Annotated in this window: 12 protein-coding genes; 5 read left to right on the top strand and 7 right to left on the bottom strand. The window is 69.8% G+C overall.

Features of this window, described 5'->3' with window-relative positions; genetic code table 11:
• Positions 1 to 2 precede the first annotated feature (2 nt).
• From ACGF2Y_RS26165 to ACGF2Y_RS26145, 5 genes are all read right to left on the bottom strand, one after another.
• Positions 3 to 1,793 carry a branched-chain amino acid ABC transporter permease gene (locus ACGF2Y_RS26165; protein ID WP_392952045.1) on the bottom strand — a complete coding sequence of 597 codons (1,791 nt, stop codon included), beginning with the start codon at positions 1,791 to 1,793 and terminating at the stop codon, positions 3 to 5.
• Positions 1,793 to 2,722 carry a branched-chain amino acid ABC transporter permease gene (locus ACGF2Y_RS26160; RefSeq protein ID WP_392952042.1) on the bottom strand — a complete coding sequence of 310 codons (930 nt, stop codon included), beginning with the start codon at positions 2,720 to 2,722 and terminating at the stop codon, positions 1,793 to 1,795. The genes ACGF2Y_RS26165 and ACGF2Y_RS26160 overlap by 1 nt, the downstream gene beginning before the upstream one ends.
• Positions 2,723 to 2,831: 109 nt before the next feature.
• The gene (locus ACGF2Y_RS26155) at positions 2,832 to 4,061 is read right to left on the bottom strand and encodes a branched-chain amino acid ABC transporter substrate-binding protein (RefSeq protein WP_392952040.1); all 1,230 of its coding nucleotides are present in this window, start codon (positions 4,059 to 4,061) and stop codon (positions 2,832 to 2,834) included.
• 620 nt (positions 4,062 to 4,681) lie between these two features.
• A complete protein-coding gene (locus tag ACGF2Y_RS26150; protein WP_392952037.1) occupies positions 4,682 to 5,152 on the bottom strand; it encodes a PaaI family thioesterase in 471 nt (156 codons plus the stop codon).
• 197 nt (positions 5,153 to 5,349) lie between these two features.
• Positions 5,350 to 6,354 carry a GlxA family transcriptional regulator gene (locus tag ACGF2Y_RS26145; protein ID WP_392952035.1) on the bottom strand — a complete coding sequence of 335 codons (1,005 nt, stop codon included), beginning with the start codon at positions 6,352 to 6,354 and terminating at the stop codon, positions 5,350 to 5,352.
• Between the two features lie 19 nt (positions 6,355 to 6,373).
• On the opposite strand from ACGF2Y_RS26145, the gene ACGF2Y_RS26140 reads away from it, so the two are divergent.
• Complete coding sequence (locus ACGF2Y_RS26140) at positions 6,374 to 7,444, top strand: proline dehydrogenase family protein (protein ID WP_392952033.1); 1,071 nt, start codon at positions 6,374 to 6,376, stop codon at positions 7,442 to 7,444.
• Between the two features lie 177 nt (positions 7,445 to 7,621).
• Positions 7,622 to 8,941: an ISL3 family transposase gene (locus ACGF2Y_RS26135; RefSeq protein ID WP_392952030.1), complete on the top strand. Its 1,320-nt coding sequence runs from the start codon at positions 7,622 to 7,624 to the stop codon at positions 8,939 to 8,941.
• Between the two features lie 11 nt (positions 8,942 to 8,952).
• Here the strand turns inward: ACGF2Y_RS26135 and ACGF2Y_RS26130 are convergent, their stop codons facing one another.
• Positions 8,953 to 11,232, bottom strand: a complete 2,280-nt coding sequence (locus ACGF2Y_RS26130) for an FdhF/YdeP family oxidoreductase (protein ID WP_392952028.1) — start codon at positions 11,230 to 11,232, stop codon at positions 8,953 to 8,955.
• Positions 11,233 to 11,351: 119 nt separating this feature from the next.
• On the opposite strand from ACGF2Y_RS26130, the gene polA reads away from it, so the two are divergent.
• The gene (gene polA, locus ACGF2Y_RS26125) at positions 11,352 to 14,063 is read left to right on the top strand and encodes a DNA polymerase I (protein ID WP_392952025.1); all 2,712 of its coding nucleotides are present in this window, start codon (positions 11,352 to 11,354) and stop codon (positions 14,061 to 14,063) included.
• 67 nt (positions 14,064 to 14,130) lie between these two features.
• Here the strand turns inward: polA and ACGF2Y_RS26120 are convergent, their stop codons facing one another.
• Entirely contained in the window at positions 14,131 to 15,009 is an 879-nt protein-coding gene (locus ACGF2Y_RS26120) for a DUF4184 family protein (RefSeq protein ID WP_392952023.1), read from the bottom strand.
• 188 nt (positions 15,010 to 15,197) lie between these two features.
• On the opposite strand from ACGF2Y_RS26120, the gene ACGF2Y_RS26115 reads away from it, so the two are divergent.
• Positions 15,198 to 17,030 (top strand): lytic murein transglycosylase, encoded by a 1,833-nt coding sequence (locus tag ACGF2Y_RS26115; RefSeq protein WP_392952021.1) that lies wholly within the window; start codon positions 15,198 to 15,200, stop codon positions 17,028 to 17,030.
• Positions 17,031 to 17,225: 195 nt separating this feature from the next.
• A complete protein-coding gene (locus tag ACGF2Y_RS26110; protein ID WP_106973016.1) occupies positions 17,226 to 17,363 on the top strand; it encodes an SPW_0924 family protein in 138 nt (45 codons plus the stop codon).
• The last annotated feature ends 13 nt before the right edge of the window (positions 17,364 to 17,376 follow it).

Below are 17,376 nucleotides of genomic sequence, written 5' to 3'. Positions count from 1 at the left end.
GATCACGCCCCCGCCTTCGTGGTGCCGGCGGCCTGTTCGGTGAGTGGGGTGTCCGGTGGGACGTCCTGTTGGTCGGCCTCGTGGAATTCGAGCTGCTTCCTGCGGTCGGCGACGAGCCCTTCGGGGCGGAAGCGCATCAGGAGGATGAGTGCGATGCCGAAGAGGAAGAGCTGGTAGTCCTGCATGAACTGCAGTTTGGCCGGGATGAGGTAGAGCAGTGCGGCGCCGACGAGGGGTCCGCTGAGGGTTCCCATGCCGCCGAGGATGACGGCGGCGAGGAGGAAGGCGGAGTTGGGGGGTACGGAGCCGGCGAACTGGTACTGCTCGGGCGTCACGGTGTAGGAGACGTGGGCCTGGACGGTGCCGGCGAGTCCGGCGAGGGTGGCGCCGAGGGCGAAGGCGAGCAGTTTGAGCCGGAAGGCGTTGATGCCCATGGCGGTGGCTGCGGTTTCGTCCTCGCGGATGGCGACCCAGGCGCGGCCGATGCGGGATTCTCCGGAGCGTCGGAAGACCAGGACGACGACGGCGGTGAAGACGAGCATCAGCAGGTAGTAGTTGGCCGACCTGCCGAGGGTGAATCCGGCGATGTTGTGGCTGGTGCCGAAGTCGAAGCCGAAGAGGTTGAGGTCGGGGATGCTGGGGATGCCCTGGGAGCCGTTGGTGAGGTCGGGGCCGCTGACGCCGTTGAGGGCGTTGACGGTGAGGCGGAAGATCTCTCCGAATCCGAGGGTGACGATGGCGAGGTAGTCGCCGCGCAGTCGGAGGGTGGGGGCGCCGATGACGACGCCGAAGACGAGTGAGGCGGCGGCGCCGGTGAGGACGGCGGCCCAGAAGGGGAATTGGACGCCGACGGGGGAGAGGGGGGAGCCGGATACCAGGGCGGCGGCGTAGGCGCCGACGCCGAGGAAGGCGACGTAGCCGAGGTCGAGGAGGCCGGCGAGGCCGACGACGACGTTGAGGCCGAGGGCGACGGTCGCGAAGATGAGGATGTTCGCGCCGATGAGGGCGTACTGCTCGTTCTGCTGGGTGAAGGGGAAGCAGAAGGCCGCGATGAGTGCGGCGGCGAGGGTGACGTTGCGGTGCTTGGTGGTGAGCCGGGTGATGCGGGCGATGAGCCCGGCGCGGGTGAGTGCCGTGAAGCCGAAGGCGACGGTGATGATGTAGCCGATGAAGAGTTCGGCGTATTCGGTGTCGATGCCGTACGTGAAGACGTGGAGGGCGACGCCGAAGGCTCCGGCGATGATGAGGATCTCGGCCCAGTTGGGGAGTTCCTTGGCGCGTGTGGGCGCGGGGGCACGGAGGCTGTTGACGAAGCGGTTGAGCGGGGTGGGGCGGGTGGTGTCGTCGAGTTCCTGGTCGTTGGGGAGGCCGAGGGAGGCGACGGTGGCGATGATCGCGCCGGCGAGGCTGATCCAGGCTCCGGGTTCCAGGTTGACGACGCCGCCGAGTTTGACGGCGATGGCGCCGATGGCGAAGCCGGTGGTGCCGAGGACGCCGAGGGCGGCGAGCCGGACGGGGCTGTTGGCGCCGCCGGGGGTGAGCCGGTGAAGCCCCTTGATCCCGTAGCCCGAGAGGGTGAACAGGAGGGTGAGGGCGGCGGCGGTGAGGGTGAGGACCTGGAGGCCGCCGGGGTAGCCGGTGACGGTGAGGTTGCCGGGGAATTCGGCGGTCCAGGTCCAGGCGAGGAAGGTGCCGATGAGGGCGATGGCAGCGCCGGCGGTGGTGATGTGGCGGGCTGCGGGCAGCGCGATGAGGGCGCTGTTGGCGGGTGTGGTGCTGGTGGTCATGGTCATCACGCCCGATCCGCGACGCGTTCGCCGAGCAGGCCCTGGGGGCGTACGAGGAGGACGATGATGAGGAGGGCGAAGGCCCATACGTCCTTCCAGGCGCCGCCGCCGAAGAGTTCCATGCCGGGGACTTCGCTCATGTAGCCGGTGGCGAGTGCTTCGGCGACGCCGAGGACGATGCCGCCGAGCATGGCGCCGTAGATGTTGCCGATGCCGCCGAGGACGGCTGCGGTGAAGGCCTTGAGGCCCATGATGAAGCCCATGCGGAAGCCGATCTGGCCGTTCTTGAGCCCGTAGGCGACGGCGGCGACGGCGGCGAACGCGGCACCGATGGCGAAGGCCATGACGATGATGCGGTCGGTGTTGATGCCCATGAGCTTGGCGGTGTCGGGGTCCTGGGAGGTGGCTTGCATGCCGCGGCCGGCTCGGGTCTTGGAGACGAAGAAGCCGAGGGCGAGCATGCACAGGGGTGCGGAGATGAGGACGAAGATGTCGCCGCGCTGGATGGTGGCGCCGAGGATGTCGAGGGCTTCGCCTTCGAACTGGGGGAAGGAGCGGTCCTTGGTGGCGTCGGGGTACCACATCCATACCGCTTGCTGGAGGGCGAGGGAGAGCCCGATGGCGGTGATGAGTGGTGCCAGGCGTGGGCCGCCGCGCAGGGGTCGGTAGGCGAAGCGTTCGGCGGCCATGCTGATGGCGACGGCGGAGATGACGCCGCCGACGATCATGAGGGGTATCGCGGCTATGAGGGAGAATCCGGACGGAAGCCAGATGTAGACCGTGAGGGCTCCGAAGCCCCCGATCATGAAGATCTCGCCGTGCGCGAAGTTGATGAGCTGGATGATTCCGTAGACCATCGTGTAGCCGATCGCGATGAGACCGTACATCGCGCCGAGGATGAGTCCGTTGGCCAGCTGTTGCGGCAGTTCGTTCACCGCAGGGCCTCCGTGGAGTGTTCGGATATGGCACCGCGCGGGAGGGCTCGTAGCGCTCCCGCGCGGTCTGGTTGCTTTGTGTGGTGGCGGGCCGTGGCCCGGTGGGTGGTTAGTCGACCGTGCCGCTGGTCTTGGAGACCCACTTGCCGCCGGTGACCTGGTAGGCGGTCATCAGGGTGTTGGTGGTGTCGCCGAATTCGTCGAAGGAGACGGGGCCGGTGACGCCGTCGAACTTGACCTTGTCCATGGCGGCGAGGACCTTGGCGCGGGCGTCGTCCGCGGGGATCTTGCCGTCGTTCTCGGCGGCGACGATCTTGACGGCTTCGATGATGGACCAGGTGGCGTCGTAGGTGCCGCCGCCGTAGGCCTCGTAGGCGTCCTTGTAGCCGGCCGTCTTGTAGTCGGCGATGAACTTCTTGGCGGATTCGAGTTCTTCGACGGGCTTGCCGACGGAGGTGGCGATGTCGCCTTCGGCCTTCTTGTTGAGCTTGATGAAGTCGGCGCTGTACATGCCGTCGCCGCCCATGAAGGGGATCTTGATGCTGTCCTTGATCTGCTGGCTCAGGGGGGCGCCTGCGGGGTATTCGCCGCCGTAGTAGACGGCCTTGGCGCCGGAGCTCTTGACCTTGGTGGCGACGGAGTTGAAGTCGCGGTCCTCGGGGTTCACGTGGTCGGTGCCGACGATCTTGCCGCCGAGTTCGGTGTACTTGGCCTTGAAGGAGGCGGCGAGTCCGGCGCCGTAGGGCTTCTGGTCGTCGATGAGGTAGACGTCCTTGATCTTCGCGGTCTCGAAGAGGTACTTCGCGGCGAAGGCGCCCTGGATCTGGTCCGTGGTGGAGGTGCGGAAGTAGGAGGCGTAGGGGCGCTTCTTGTCGCCGGTCTTCCAGTTGTTGCCCTGGGTCAGTTCGGTGCCGGTGTTGGCCGGGGAGACCTGGGTCATCTTGGCGTCGTTGAGGGGCTTCTGCATCGACTGGGCGACGCCGGAGTTCAGCGGGCCGACGATGCCGAGGACCTCTTTGGTGCCGATGAGCTTGACGGCGTTCTGCTGGCCGACGGAGGGCTGGGCCTGGTCGTCGAGGGCCTGGAGCTTGAAGGTGACGCCGGGGACGGTCTTGTCCTTGTTGGCGGTGTTGACGGCGAGTTCGGCGGAGTTCTTGATGCCGAGGCCGAGGGCGGAGAGGTCGCCGGTGAGCGGGGCGTCGAGGCCGATGACGACGGTCTGGTTGCCGCTGCCGCCGTCGCTGCTGCTCTTGCTGTCGTCGCGCGAACCGCAGGCGGTGAGGGTGAGTGCTCCGGTGGTGAGCACTGCGGTGAGTATGAGCGAAGAACGGTGTCGCACGAAAAGTCCTTTCCCTGGCGCGGCCTCCTCTGCTTGAGGTGCCGTGTCGATCGCCGGGCCGTACTGGATTGGTACAGGGCCGTGCAGCAGACGCGCCCGGCGGCGCGGTGACTGGCGGTGACTCTAAGCGCAGCCGGGGGCCATCGGGACTGGTCGGCGGTGGATGTGACTCTCTTGTTATGCCCTTGAGCAAGGCTTGAGGTTCCTGTGAGGACATGTGGGGGTTTCGCCTGGACTGTGAAGGGACCACATGGTGAGAACGCGCAGCTCTGCTAAGGGGCTTGAGGTGATCTTGGTGCTGACGCGGGCCGGTGGCGGGGGGAGGGCGTGGTGGGGTGTCCCGGGTGGTTCCGGCCGGGGTGCGCGGCTGGATTCCGCATTGCCCGCATGTTACGCAGTGTTACATCGGTGGTCCGGGTCCTCGGGGCGCTTGGGGCCGATGTGGCTGCTGAGTGGCTCATGGAACGGGCTGTGGAGTCAAGGGTGTTGACCGAGTGTGGTGGGCAACGTCCTTTCTTTGGTGGGGATATGGCGCTGCCCGGCCGGAATGCGCGTGGTGCGATTCCGGCCGGGCAGGTGGGGTTGTGCCGTATGGGGTGAGGGGGTTGGTGGGTGGCGGGTCAGCCGGCGTCCGGTCGGGGGGCGTCGCGCAGGAGGCAGGTGAGGCGTGCGGTGCAGACCCGCTTGTCCTGTTCGTCGGTGATGACGATCTCGTACGTGGCGGTGGTGCGGCCCCGGTGTACGGGGGTGGCGACGCCGGTGACGAGGCCGTTGCGGACGCCTCGGTGGTGGGTGCAGTTGAGGTCGACGCCGACCGCGAGTCTGGTGGCTCCGCCGTGGAGCATGGAGCCGATGGAGCCGAGGGTCTCGGCGAGGACGGCGGAGGCGCCTCCGTGCAGGAGTCCGTAGGGCTGGGTGTTGCCTTCTACGGGCAGGGTGCCGACGACGCGGTCGGCGGAGGCCTCGACGATGGTGACGCCCATGCGCTCGCCGAGGTGGCCGGCGGAGAAGAGGGCGGGCAGGTCGACGCCGAGTGCCGCGTATTCGTCGATGACTTCCTGCGGGAAGAGGGGTGCGGTGTGCTCGCCCATGGGTCCGGCTCCGTTCGTCTGCGCTGGTTCGTCGCTGTCCGCACTGTTCTTATCAGACAGCTGAGCGGACGCTTAGAGGGTGGCGGTTTTCAGGGTCTTCGATCTTGAGCGGTGTGCAGCGTTTGGGCCACTGACGTGCAGTCGCGGTGAGTGACGGGCTTGCCGACCTGGTTCTGTTCTCAAGACCCGGACAGCGATCAGTCAGTACTGCATGGCCCTTGTGAAGCTGTGAGGGGCGCGGATCGTCGGCTGGTGGGCAGGGCTCTGAACGCCCGCCGGTATGCCTGGGGCGTCGTGCCGAGGTGTCGGGCGAAGTGGTGGCGGAGGTTGTCGGCGGTGCCGAAGCCTGTGCGGTGGGCGATCGCGGTTACTGGGTCGTCTGTGGTCTCCAGGTGGTGCTGCGCGAGCAGGACTCGCTGTCCGGTCAGCCATTGCAGTGGTGTGGTCCCGGTTTCCTGCCGGAAGCGTCGGGCGAAGGTCCGTGGGGAGAGGTGGGCGCGGTGGGTCATTGCGTCGACGGTCAGGTCCTGGTCGAGGTTGGCTTCCACCCAGGCCAGGACAGGGGCGAGGGACCCGGTCCCCTCCCGGGGGAGGGGGCGTTGGCGGTACTGGTGCTGGCCGCCGTCACGGTGTGGGGGTGTGACCATGCGGCGGGCGATTGCGTTGGCGACGGTGCTGCCGTGCTCCTTGCGGATGAGGTGGAGGCAGGTATCGACGCCGGCGGCGGTGCCGGCGCCGGTGATGACCGGGTCCTCGTCGACGTAGAGCACGTCCGACTCGACCCGGGCACGCGGGTGGCGGCGGGCGAGTTCGTCGGTGTAGCGCCAGTGCGTGGTACAGCGTCGCTCGTCGAGCAGCCCGGCCTCGCCCAGGAGGAAGGCCCCGGTGCAGATGCTCAGGACCCGAGCGCCACGCTCCACAGCAGCCCGCAGTTCCTCGGTCAGGTGGTCCGGCTGGCGCACATTGAGGTCGTAGGCCGGGACGCAGATGAGGTCCGCCGGGGCCAGCCTCTCCAGGCCGTGCCGGGCCCGTACCTCGAAGCCGTGGCGGGTCGGCACGCTGTCGCCGGTGGCCGAGACAAGGGCGAAGTCGTACGCGGGCAGCGCGTCGTCGCTGCGGTCGATCCCGAAGACCTCGCAGAACACGCCCAGCTCGAATGCGTGGGCACCCTGGAGGGCCAGGACGGCGACGTCGTGGAGCATCGGTTCCTGATCCCCTCTTATGGCGGTGGCAGGAATTTCAGCTTACCTGTCGTTTCTGCCGCTCTCAGGTGGGAGCACCGGTCTGGAAGGCTCGCAGGCGTTCATCCCTCCCGCGAACAGCGAGGCACAGCGCATGACCACGCAGATCCCCGCCATCAACACTGCCCTCTCGTCACAGGCTGCCCAAGTCCTGCGGGGGCTCGCGCTCGACGAGGAGCTGAAGTGGCGTGTCCCAGGTGACCCGGTCCTGGGCCCTCTGGCCCGCAAAGTTGCGCAGCGGTACGTGGCCGGTGAAACCCTGCCCGACGCCCTGGACCGGGCGCAGCAGGTCCTGTCCGTCGGCCACCGCGTGAACGTCGAGTACATGGGCGAGAGCTGCCGCGACCCGCGGCGAGCCACGGAAGAGACCGACACGTTCCTGTCCGCGGCCCGGCTACTGCCACCCGGGTGCTCGATCTCCCTGGACTTGTCCCACATCGGCCTGGCCGTCGATGCGGAGCTTGCCCTTGCCAACGCCTCCCGCATCGCACAGGCCACCGCCGACACTGGGCGGGAGATGGTGATCTCGGCTGAAGGCTCCGACCGTACCGACGAGGTTCTTGCCCTGCACCGCAAGCTGTGCGAGCGGTTCGATCACGTGGGCATCACCGTCCAGGCACGCCTGTATCGCACCGCGGACGACCTGCCGGAGCTGCTTTCCCGTCCCGGCCGCATCCGCCTGGTCAAGGGCGCCTTCCTCGAACCTGAGGCCATCGCCCACCGGCGCGAGGCCCCGGCCCTGACCACCGCCTATCTTGCGTACGCGCAACGGTTGGCCGACTCGGGCCATCTGTGCTCCTTCGCCACCCACGACTGGGATCTGATCAACCGCGTTGACCAGCACCTCGGAGGGAAGGGGCACGATTCCGACCCTTGGGAGTTCGAGACCCTCCTCGGCCTCGGGCCCGACCGCCTCCAGGCCATGGCCGAGCGCGGCCACCCCACCCGGGAGTACATCGTCTTCGGCACGCAATGGTGGCTCTACGTCTGCAACCGCATCGCCGAAGACCCCCAGCGCCTGCTCCAAGCCCTGGTCGACGCGGCCGCATGACCAGATCACCCGATCCGGGCCCACGCCAACACGCCTCAGCGCACTGCCCTGCGCAGCGCCAGCGGCCCGGAAGCCAGAGCCCATCCACCGCAACGACAGATCCGGCCGTTGCTGCCTCACTGTCGAACGCGTGATCATTTCTGTTCTCTACGCAGAGATCAAGCAGGAGCCACGGGCTTGCCCAACGAAGCGACGTTGCTGCTCGGCCTCGACGGGGTGTCCGCCATACGGGTCGAGCGGCTTGAGGACGGCACCCGCCGGGTGCATCTGGCCACGGCGGAGGAAGCGGCTCGCGCCTGCCCGGAGTGCGGGGCCTTCGCCTGGAAAGTGAAGGGCACAGCCCGGACCCGCCCTCGGGATCGTCCCTACGGGGAGCGCGGGCTGGTGCTGTTGTGGCACAAGCGCCGCTGGTGGTGCCGCGAGCCGAAGTGCCCGAGGAAGTCGTTTACCGAGAGCGTCGCCCAGATACCGGCCGGGGCGCGGATCACCGCCCGGCTGCGCCAGGCGGCCGGGCGCCGGGTGCGCGATGCCGGCTCCACGGTCATCCAGGCCGCCCGCGACATGCATCTGTCCTGGCCGACGGTGATGGGCGCCTTCCGTACATCGGCGCGCGAGGTCGTCGATGCTCCGCTGCCCGAGGTCAAGGTGCTGGGCGTCGACGAGACCCGGCGGAGCAAAACGAAGTGGGAGCAGGACCCCGAGTCCGGCAAGTGGCGCCTGACCCGGGATCGGTGGCACACCGGGTTCGTCGACGCCCTCGGCACCGGCGGGCTGCTCGGCCAGGTCGAGGGCCGCACCGTGGCCGACGTCCTGGCCTGGCTGTCCACCACACCGCTGACCCGGCGCAAGAACATCACCCACGTCACCATCGACATGTCGTCCACTTACCGCGCCGCGATCCGCACCGGCCTGCCTGACGCCATCGTCGTGGTCGACCACTTCCACGTCGTCCAGCTCGCCAACAGAATGCTCTCCACACTCCGGCGCCGCACCACCGCCGAGACCCGCGGACGGCGCGGACGCGCCAGTGACCCGGAGTGGAAGGCCAGACGACGTCTCCTGCGCAACCGCGAGGGCCTCACCGATGAGCAGTTCGCGAAGATGTGGAACCCGCTGCTGGACGAGGGGCAGATCGGGCAGACGCTGCTGACCGCGTGGATCGCGAAGGAGAGCCTGCGCAATCTCCTCGCCCTGGCCGGCACCGGCGCCGGCCGGCACCAAGTCGGCCATGCCCGATGGAAGTTCCTAACCTGGTGCGCGGACTCGGACATCCCCGAGGTTGTTCGGCTGGCCGTGACCGTAGATCGGTGGTGGGCGGAGACCGCCGCGTTCCTCGACACCGGCCACAGCAACGCCAAGAGCGAGGGCATCAACCGCGTGATCAAGCTCGTCGCCCGCAACGCCTTCGGCTTCCGCAACGCAGAGGACCAACGCCTACGCACACGCTGCGTCACCACCCGCCGAGCCCGCGGACACCTCCACACCGCTCAACTTTGAAGACCCGGTTTTCAGTCGCTCCGGGTGTTCTCGAAGCGGACGACGACTGATTTGCTGGCCGGGGTGTTGCTGGTGTCGGCCGTGGAGTCCAGGGGGACCAGGACGTTGGTCTCCGGGTAGTAGGCGGCGGCGCAGCCCCGGGCGGTGGGGTAGTGGACGACGCGGAAGCCGTCCGCGCGGCGCTCCACGCCGTCCTTCCACTCGCTGACGAGGTCGGCGTACGTGCCGTCGGCGAGGCCGAGGGCGGCGGCGTCCTCGGGGTTGACCATGACGATGCGGCGGCCGCCCTTGATGCCCCGGTAGCGGTCGTCGAGGCCGTAGATGGTGGTGTTGTACTGGTCGTGGGAGCGCAGTGTCTGCAACAGGAGCCTGCCGTCGGGGAGTTCGGGGTACTCGACGGGGGCGGCGGTGAAGTTGGCGCGGCCGGTGGCGGTGGGGAAGCGGCGTTCGTCGCGGGGGGCGTGGGGGAGGGTGAAGCCGCCGGGGCGGGCGATGCGGGTGTTGAAGTCCTCGAAGCCGGGGAACACGCGGGAGATGCGGTCGCGGATCGTGGCGTAGTCCCGCTCGAAGGCCTCCCAGTCGGTACGGGAGCCGGCGCCGAGGACCGCGCGGGCGAGGCGGGCGACGATGGCCGGTTCGGAGAGCAGGTGGGGGCTCGCGGGGGTGAGGTTGCCGCGCGAGGCGTGGACCATGCCCATGGAGTCCTCGACGGTGACGAACTGTTTGCCGCCGGCCTGGACGTCCTTGTCGGTGCGGCCCAGGGTGGGCAGGATCAGGGCGCGGGTCCCGGTGACGGTGTGGGAGCGGTTGAGCTTGGTCGAGACGTGGACGGTGAGACGGGCGCGGCGCATCGCGGCCTCGGTGACGGCGGTGTCGGGGGTGGCGGCGACGAAGTTGCCGCCCATGGCGAAGAAGACCTTGGCGTGGCCGTCGCGCAGGGCCTGGATGGAGCGCACCACGTCCAGGCCGTGGTGGCGCGGCGAGGTGATGCCGAATTCCTTGTCGAGGGCGTCGAGGAAGGCCGGTGCGGGCCGTTCGAAGATGCCCATGGTGCGGTCGCCCTGGACGTTGGAGTGGCCGCGCACCGGGCAGACTCCGGCGCCGGGGCGGCCGATGTTTCCGCGCAGGAGCAGGAAGTTGACGACTTCGCGGATGGTGGGCACGGAGTGCTTGTGCTGGGTGAGGCCCATCGCCCAGCAGACGATGGTGCGCCGGGAGGAGAGGACCATCGCGAGGGCCTGCTCAATCTCGGTGCGGGTGAGGCCGGTGGCGGTGAGGGTGCCGTCCCAGTCGGCTGCTTCGGCGGCCCGGGTGAACTCCTCGTAGCCGTGGGTGTGTTCGGCGACGAACGCGGTGTCGACGGCGCCCTCGGTGGCGAGGATCAGCTTGTTGAGGAGGCGGAAGAGGGCTTGGTCGCCGCCGATGCGGATCTGCAGGAAGAGGTCGTTGAGCGGGGTGCCCTTGAGCATGCCCTGCGGGGTCTGGGGGTTCTTGAACCGCTCCATGCCGGCCTCGGGCAGCGGGTTCACCGAGATGATCTTCGCGCCGGAGGTCTTGGCCTTCTCCAGGGCGGACAGCATCCGGGGGTGGTTCGTGCCGGGGTTCTGGCCGGCGACGATGATCAGGTCGGCCTGGTGGAGGTCCTCCAGCGAGACGCTGCCCTTGCCGATCCCGATGGTCTCGGTGAGTGCCGAGCCGGACGACTCGTGGCACATGTTGGAGCAGTCCGGCAGGTTGTTGGTGCCGAACTCGCGGGCGAGGAGCTGGAGCAGGAACGCGGCCTCGTTGCTGGTGCGGCCCGAGGTGTAGAAGAGGGCCTCGTCGGGGGAGTCGAGGGCGGTCAGCTCCTCGGCGATGATCGCGAACGCCCGCTCCCAGGTCACCGGCTCGTACCGGTCGGAGCCCTCGGGGAGGTACATCGGGTGGGTGATCCTGCCCTGCTGGCCCAGCCAGTACCCGCTGCGCCCGGCGAGGTCGGCCAGCGGGTGGCCGGCGAAGAAGCCGGGGGTGACGCGGCGCAGCGTCGCTTCCTCCGCGACGGCCTTGGCGCCGTTCTCGCAGAATTCGGCGGTGTGCCGCTTGTCGCCCTCGGGCCAGGCGCAGCCGGGGCAGTCGAAGCCGTCCTTCTGGTTGACCTTGAGGAGGGTCCGCGCGGTGCGGCGCACCCCCATCTGCTGCTGGGCGATGCGCAGGGAGTGGACGACGGCGGGCAGCCCGGCGGCGGCGTGCGGGGCGGCCTCGACCTGCGGGGCGTCCTGGACCGGGTCACCGGTCGGCGGCTTGGTGGCCATGATGCTGCTCCCCTTCGAGCGCTTCTTCCACGTGTCTACGTCCTCACCGTCGATCCTGTCACGGTCCCCGGAGGTCGTGCCGGTCCGGATTGTCAGTGGGCCGTGGCAGGATCGGGGGCGTGGCTGAGACGGCATCGAAGAAGACGGCAGACAACCGACCGCGCCTGCTCCTCATGGACGGGCACTCCCTGGCGTACCGGGCGTTCTTCGCCCTGCCCGCGGAGAATTTCACGACGGCGGTGGGGCAGCCGACGAATGCCGTGTACGGCTTCATGTCGATGCTGGCGAACACCCTGCGTGACGAGGCGCCCACGCACTTCGCGGTGGCGTTCGACGTGTCCCGCAAGACCTGGCGCGCGCAGGAGTTCCCGGAGTACAAGGCGAACCGCTCCAAGACGCCCGACGAGTTCAAGGGGCAGGTCGAGCTGATCGGCGAGCTGCTCGACGCGATGCGCGCGGACCGGTTCGCGGTGGACGGGTTCGAGGCGGACGACGTCATCGCGACGCTGGCGACCCAGGCCGAGGCGGCCGGGTTCGAGGTCCTGATCGTCACCGGCGACCGGGACTCCTTCCAGCTGATCACGGAGAACGTGACTGTGCTCTACCCCACCAAGGGGGTCTCCGAGCTGACCCGGTTCACCCCGGAGAAGGTCGTCGAGAAGTACGGGCTCTCCCCGCGGCAGTATCCGGACTTCGCCGCCCTGCGCGGCGACCCGTCCGACAATCTTCCCGGCATCCCCGGGGTCGGCGAGAAGACGGCCGCGAAGTGGATCAACCAGTTCGGTTCGTTCGCCGAGCTGGTCGAGCGGGCGGATGAGGTCAAGGGCAAGGCCGGGCAGAATTTCCGCGACCACCTGGACGCGGTGAAGATGAACCGTGTGCTGACCGAGATGGTCCGTGACGTGGAGCTGCCGAAGAACCCGGCCGACCTGGAGCGCGCCGCGTACGACCGCACGGCGGTCACCGGTGTCCTGGACATACTGGAGATCCGCAACCCGAGCCTGCGCGAGCGCCTCCTCGCCGTCGACCCGGGCGCGGCGGAGGCCGAGCCGCCCGCACCGGCGGCCGGGATCGAGCTGGACGGGGTCGTGCTCGGCTCCGGCGAGGTCGCCCCCTGGCTGGAGGAGCACGGCGCGCAGCCGCTCGGTGTCATGACGGTGGACACCTGGTCGCTGGGGGTCGGCGCGGTCACCGAGGTCGCGCTCGCCGCCGCCGACGGGGCCGCCGCCTGGCTGGACCCGACGCAGCTGGAGGAGGCCGACGAGCGGGCGTTCGCCGCCTGGGTTTCGGCCCCGGAGCGGCCGAAGGTCCTGCACAACGCGAAGAACGTGATGCGGGTCCTGCCCGAGCACGGCTGGCAGCTCGAAGGCGTCACGATGGACACCGCGCTCGCCGCGTATCTGGTGAAGCCGGGCCGTCGTTCCTTCGCCCTGGACGCGCTCGCCGTGGAGTATCTGGGCCGGGAGCTGGCCCCGGCCGCCGCATCCGACGGGCAGCTGGCCTTCGGCGCGGACGACCGGGCCGAGGCGGACGCCCTGATGGCGCAGGCCCGCGCCGTGCTGGACCTGGGCGACGCGTTCACCACCCGGCTGAAGGAGGTCGGCGCGGCGGAGCTGCTCCACGACATGGAGCTGCCGACCTCGATCCTGCTGGCCCGCCTGGAGCGGCACGGGATCGCTGCGGACCGGGCCCATCTGGAGTCCATGGAGCAGCAGTTCGCCGGGACCGTGCAGCAGGCGGTGAAGGAGGCGCACGCGGCGGTGGGCCGCGAGTTCAACCTCGGATCGCCCAAGCAGCTCCAGGAGATCCTCTTCGGGGAGCTGGGCCTGCCGAAGACGAAGAAGACCAAGACGGGATACACCACGGACGCGGACGCGCTGGCCTGGCTGGCCGCGCAGACCGAGCACGAGCTGCCGGTGCTGATGCTGCGCCACCGTGAGCAGGCCAAGCTGCGGGTCACCGTCGAGGGCCTGATCAAGACGGTCGCGGCCGACGGCCGGATCCACACCACGTTCAACCAGACGGTGGCGGCGACCGGCCGGCTCTCCTCCACCGACCCCAACCTGCAGAACATCCCCGTCCGCACGGACGAGGGGCGGGCGATCCGCCGGGGCTTCGTCGTCGGTGAGGGTTTCGAGACGCTCATGACGGCGGACTACAGCCAGATCGAGCTGCGGGTGATGGCGCACCTCTCCGAGGACGCCGGTCTGATCGAGGCGTTCGCCTCCGGCGAGGACCTGCACACCACGGTCGCCTCGCAGGTCTTCGGCGTCGCGAAGGACGCGGTCGACGCGGAGATGCGCCGCAAGATCAAGGCCATGTCCTACGGCCTGGCCTACGGGCTGTCCGCGTTCGGCCTCTCCCAGCAGCTGAACATCGACCCCGCCGAGGCCCGGGTGCTGATGGACACCTACTTCGAGCGGTTCGGCGGGGTACGGGACTATCTCCACCGGGTCGTCGAGGAGGCCAGGGCCACCGGGTACACGGAGACGATCCTCGGCCGCCGCCGCTATCTCCCCGACCTGAACAGCGACAACCGCCAGCGCCGCGAGGCCGCCGAGCGGATGGCGCTCAACGCCCCGATCCAGGGCACGGCCGCGGACATCGTGAAGGTGGCGATGCTGCGGGTGGACCGGGCGCTGACCGAGGCGGAGCTGACCTCGCGGATGCTGCTCCAGGTCCACGACGAAATCGTCCTGGAGATCGCGAAGGGCGAGCGGAAGCGGGTGGAGGAGATCCTGCGCCACGAGATGGCCCACGCGGTCGAGCTGCGTGCCCCGCTCGATGTCTCGGTCGGCGTCGGCAAGGACTGGGAGTCGGCCGCGCACTGAGCCGCAGGGAAGCCCGACAGGGCAGGGGCCCGCGACCGCGTCACGGTCGCGGGCCCCTCCCGCGCCGCTACTTCCGGCCGGCGGACACTCCCGTACGGGACGACTCCGCTACGGACACGGCCGGCCCCGGGCCCTTCGCCGTCCGCCGTCTCCGCGGCAGGCGCATCCACACCCCGTACAGCAGCAGTCCGGCCGCCAGCCCGGCGCCCGCGCCGAAGCAGGCCGTGGGGATGATGTCGAGCGGGCTCTCCACCCGGCCGAAGTGGGCGTACCAGCGGGCACACCGGTGGACGACGCCGATCAGCACACACAGGACCAGCAGGACGAGCGCGCCCCACCGTTCCCGGCGGCCGAGCACCGGCACCTCCCGGGGCGCGGGGACCGCCGCGGTGCGCCGCAGCCCGGTGGCGGCGAACCAGCCGATGACCACGAGGGCCACGGCCGAACTGCCGTACTGGACCAGCTGGAACACCGGGAAGCCGCCGACGCTGCGGTTGAGCACCGGCACCAGCTCCGTCCCCCACCGGCTGTGATGGGTGAACGCGTCCCACACCACATGGGTCGCCGCCCCCAGAGCGCCGGAGACGGCGAACCACAGCCAGGCGGACGGCCCGAAGGAGGCGCGGGTCCACCGCTGCCCCCGGACGAAGGCGTGGACGCGGCCCCGTACACGTACCGGCAACAGTGCTGCCAGCGGCTCCCGCAGCAGCGCCCACACCGCGACCAGCACCGCGGTGATGACCACGTTCACCGTGACGACCCCGAGGAAGGTGTGTGTGAACGACCCGAACTCCATCGCCCCGGGGATCACCGTGTCCGCGAAGTAGGTGATGTCGGGCGCGAACGAACCGGCGACGAGCGCCGAGGGGAACAGCGGCCACCGGGCGGTCCCGTTCCGGCGGATCGCCGGGAGCACGGCGGCGGCATGACTGAGCGTGAACGGCATGGCGGCAAGTATGCGGGACCCTCAGGGCACCCTTCCGTGACCGACCGGACAACGGGCGGCCGGGAAGGTGAGAAAACAGTAAGAAGCGGTCGGACCTCGGTGCCCGGGCGACACGAGGTGCCGTAGGGTCGCTGGAGTCCGCGCGCTGGGGAGCGCGAGCAGCCTTCGAGGGGGAGGGACCGAAACGTATGGCAGCGCATATTCGCCGACGTCTGCGCAAGGGGGCCACGACCACCGCGGTGGCTGCGGCCGCCGTGGCGGCGCTCACGGCCTCGCAGGCTCCCGGGGTGACCCTGGCCGAAGGATCCGTCGGCGGCGGTGACCCCAAGGCGGCCGGTGAGGACACCGCGAGCGCCGGGGACGACGGCGAGGCGACCGGCAACTCGCCCTACTACACCGACCTTCCTCCCCTGGTCACGCCCGACAAGCCCGGTTCATCCAGCAAGCTGCCGATGAGCGGGAGCGCGGAAGCCGGTATTCCGGCGTCGATCCTGGCCGCGTACAAGCAGGCCGAGCGGACCGTCGCGACCACCGACCCCAGCTGCCGGCTGCCCTGGCAGCTCCTCGCGGCGATCGGCAAGGTCGAGTCCGGCCAGGCCCGCGGCGGGCGCGTCGACGCCAACGGCACCGCCACCCCCCGGATCCTCGGCCCGGCCCTCAACGGCCAGGGCTTCGCGCTGATCAAGGACACCGACGGCGGGGCGTACGACGGCGACGCGGTCCACGACCGCGCGGTCGGCCCGATGCAGTTCATCCCGTCGACCTGGGCCGCCTGGGGCCAGGACGCGAACGGCGACGGCCGTAAGGACCCCAACAACATCTACGACGCGGCGCTCGCCGCCGGCCGCTACCTCTGCGCCAACGACCGCGATCTGGCGCTTACCGCCGACCTCGACCAGGCCGTGCTGAGCTACAACCGCTCGACGGAGTATCTGCGTACGGTCCGCTCCTGGTTCTCGTACTACCAGCGCGGTACGCACGAGATCCCCGACGGCGCCGGAACGCTGCCCGCCACCCCGAGCACCCCCTCCCCGAGCCCGAACCCGGGTACCACTCCCGGCCCGAGCAGGACCCCGAGCCCGAAGCCCTCCCCGTCCAAGCCGGGCGGAAAGCCGAGTCCGGGCCCGTCGAAGCCCGGCGACGGCTCCACCAGCCCGACGCCGAAGCCGCCCACGCCGAAGCCGCCCACCCCCAAGCCGACGCCGCCGTCCGACACCTTCGGCTCCCTGGAGAACGCGGGCACCGGCCCGTTGCGGGCCACCGCGGGCCGGGCGTTCGACGAGCAGGTCTCCGTCCGTGCCCGCAACGCGCTGGGCGCCCCGCTGGCCAAGGTGCCCGTCACGTTCACCGTCACCGGGAACACCGGCACGCTCTTCACCGGCGGCAAGAAGACCGTCACGGTGACGACCGGGGCCGACGGCACCGCCACCGCGCCGGAACTCCGGGCCGGCGAGAAGGCCGGGGAGTTCACCGTGACCGCCGTCGCGGGCACCGGCAGACCGCGCACCCTGACCTACGCGGCGACCGTCACCGCCCGCCAGGCCGACGCGATCGTCCGGACCGAGGAGAAGGCGCTCGTCGCCGCCCCCGGCGGGAAGTTCGCGGACGCCGTCACCGTCAAGGCCACGTACAAGGACGCCGCCGCGGCCGGAGTGGCCGTCACCGCCACGATGGTCAAGGACTCCCCGGAGTTCGCCGACAACGACAGGGGCCCGTACTTCAAGGACGCGGACGGCAAGCCGGTCCGCACCCTCACCACCCTGACGGACGCCGAGGGCGTGCTCCGGCTCCCGGAGATCTTCGCGGACGACACCGAGGGCACATATCTGCTGCGCCTCACCACCGAGGGCGGCGCCTCGGTCGTCATCGAGCTCACCATTGAGGCCCCGGAGGAGACGACCCCGGAGGAAACACCCCCGGAGGAAACAACCCCCGAGGAGACGACCCCGGAGGAGACAGCTCCCGGAGGGACGGCTCCCGAGGAGACGGCCCCGGAGAAGACGGAAACCCCCGAAGCCTGACCCCGCAGTACCGCACGGCCACCGCACAGCTCACCGCGCAGCCCCTTCGCCACCCGGCGGAGGGGCTGTCCGCCGTGTTCTCATCTCGCGCCCCGATTGCTACGGTGCCCCAGCCCTGACGATCCATCAGGTCACCGCCATCAGTTCGCCGTCATCGGATCACTGCCATCGGATCACCGCCCCGGGAGGCCGAGCATGCGTGCCCTCGTCGCAGCCGCCATCGGACTGGCCGCCGCCCTCGCGCTCGTGTTCACCATCTCCGCGGTCGGCTCCCCGGCCGGGGAGACCTCGCCCGAGCCCCTGCTGACCACCGTCCCGGGCCCGAAGAGATAGCCGCCGCAGAGGG

Origin of the sequence: Streptomyces sp. NPDC048142 (assembly GCF_043202835.1) — a bacterium.
Taxonomy (GTDB): domain Bacteria; phylum Actinomycetota; class Actinomycetes; order Streptomycetales; family Streptomycetaceae; genus Streptomyces.
The sequence above is the reverse complement of the archived record's forward strand: the minus strand, read 5'-3'. Positions and strand labels throughout refer to the sequence as shown.

What these genes read in the sequence shown, in the direction of transcription:
- ACGF2Y_RS26165 (WP_392952045.1), bottom strand. Translation starts at nt 1,793, where the DNA reads ATGACCATGACCACCAGCACCACACCCGCCAACAGCGCCCTCATCGCG.
- ACGF2Y_RS26150 (WP_392952037.1), bottom strand. Translation starts at nt 5,152, where the DNA reads ATGGGCGAGCACACCGCACCCCTCTTCCCGCAGGAAGTCATCGACGAA.
- ACGF2Y_RS26145 (WP_392952035.1), bottom strand. Translation starts at nt 6,354, where the DNA reads ATGCTCCACGACGTCGCCGTCCTGGCCCTCCAGGGTGCCCACGCATTC.
- ACGF2Y_RS26140 (WP_392952033.1), top strand. Translation starts at nt 6,374, where the DNA reads ATGGCGGTGGCAGGAATTTCAGCTTACCTGTCGTTTCTGCCGCTCTCA.
- ACGF2Y_RS26130 (WP_392952028.1), bottom strand. Translation starts at nt 11,232, where the DNA reads ATGGCCACCAAGCCGCCGACCGGTGACCCGGTCCAGGACGCCCCGCAG.
- ACGF2Y_RS26120 (WP_392952023.1), bottom strand. Translation starts at nt 15,009, where the DNA reads ATGCCGTTCACGCTCAGTCATGCCGCCGCCGTGCTCCCGGCGATCCGC.
- ACGF2Y_RS26115 (WP_392952021.1), top strand. Translation starts at nt 15,198, where the DNA reads ATGGCAGCGCATATTCGCCGACGTCTGCGCAAGGGGGCCACGACCACC.
- ACGF2Y_RS26110 (WP_106973016.1), top strand. Translation starts at nt 17,226, where the DNA reads ATGCGTGCCCTCGTCGCAGCCGCCATCGGACTGGCCGCCGCCCTCGCG.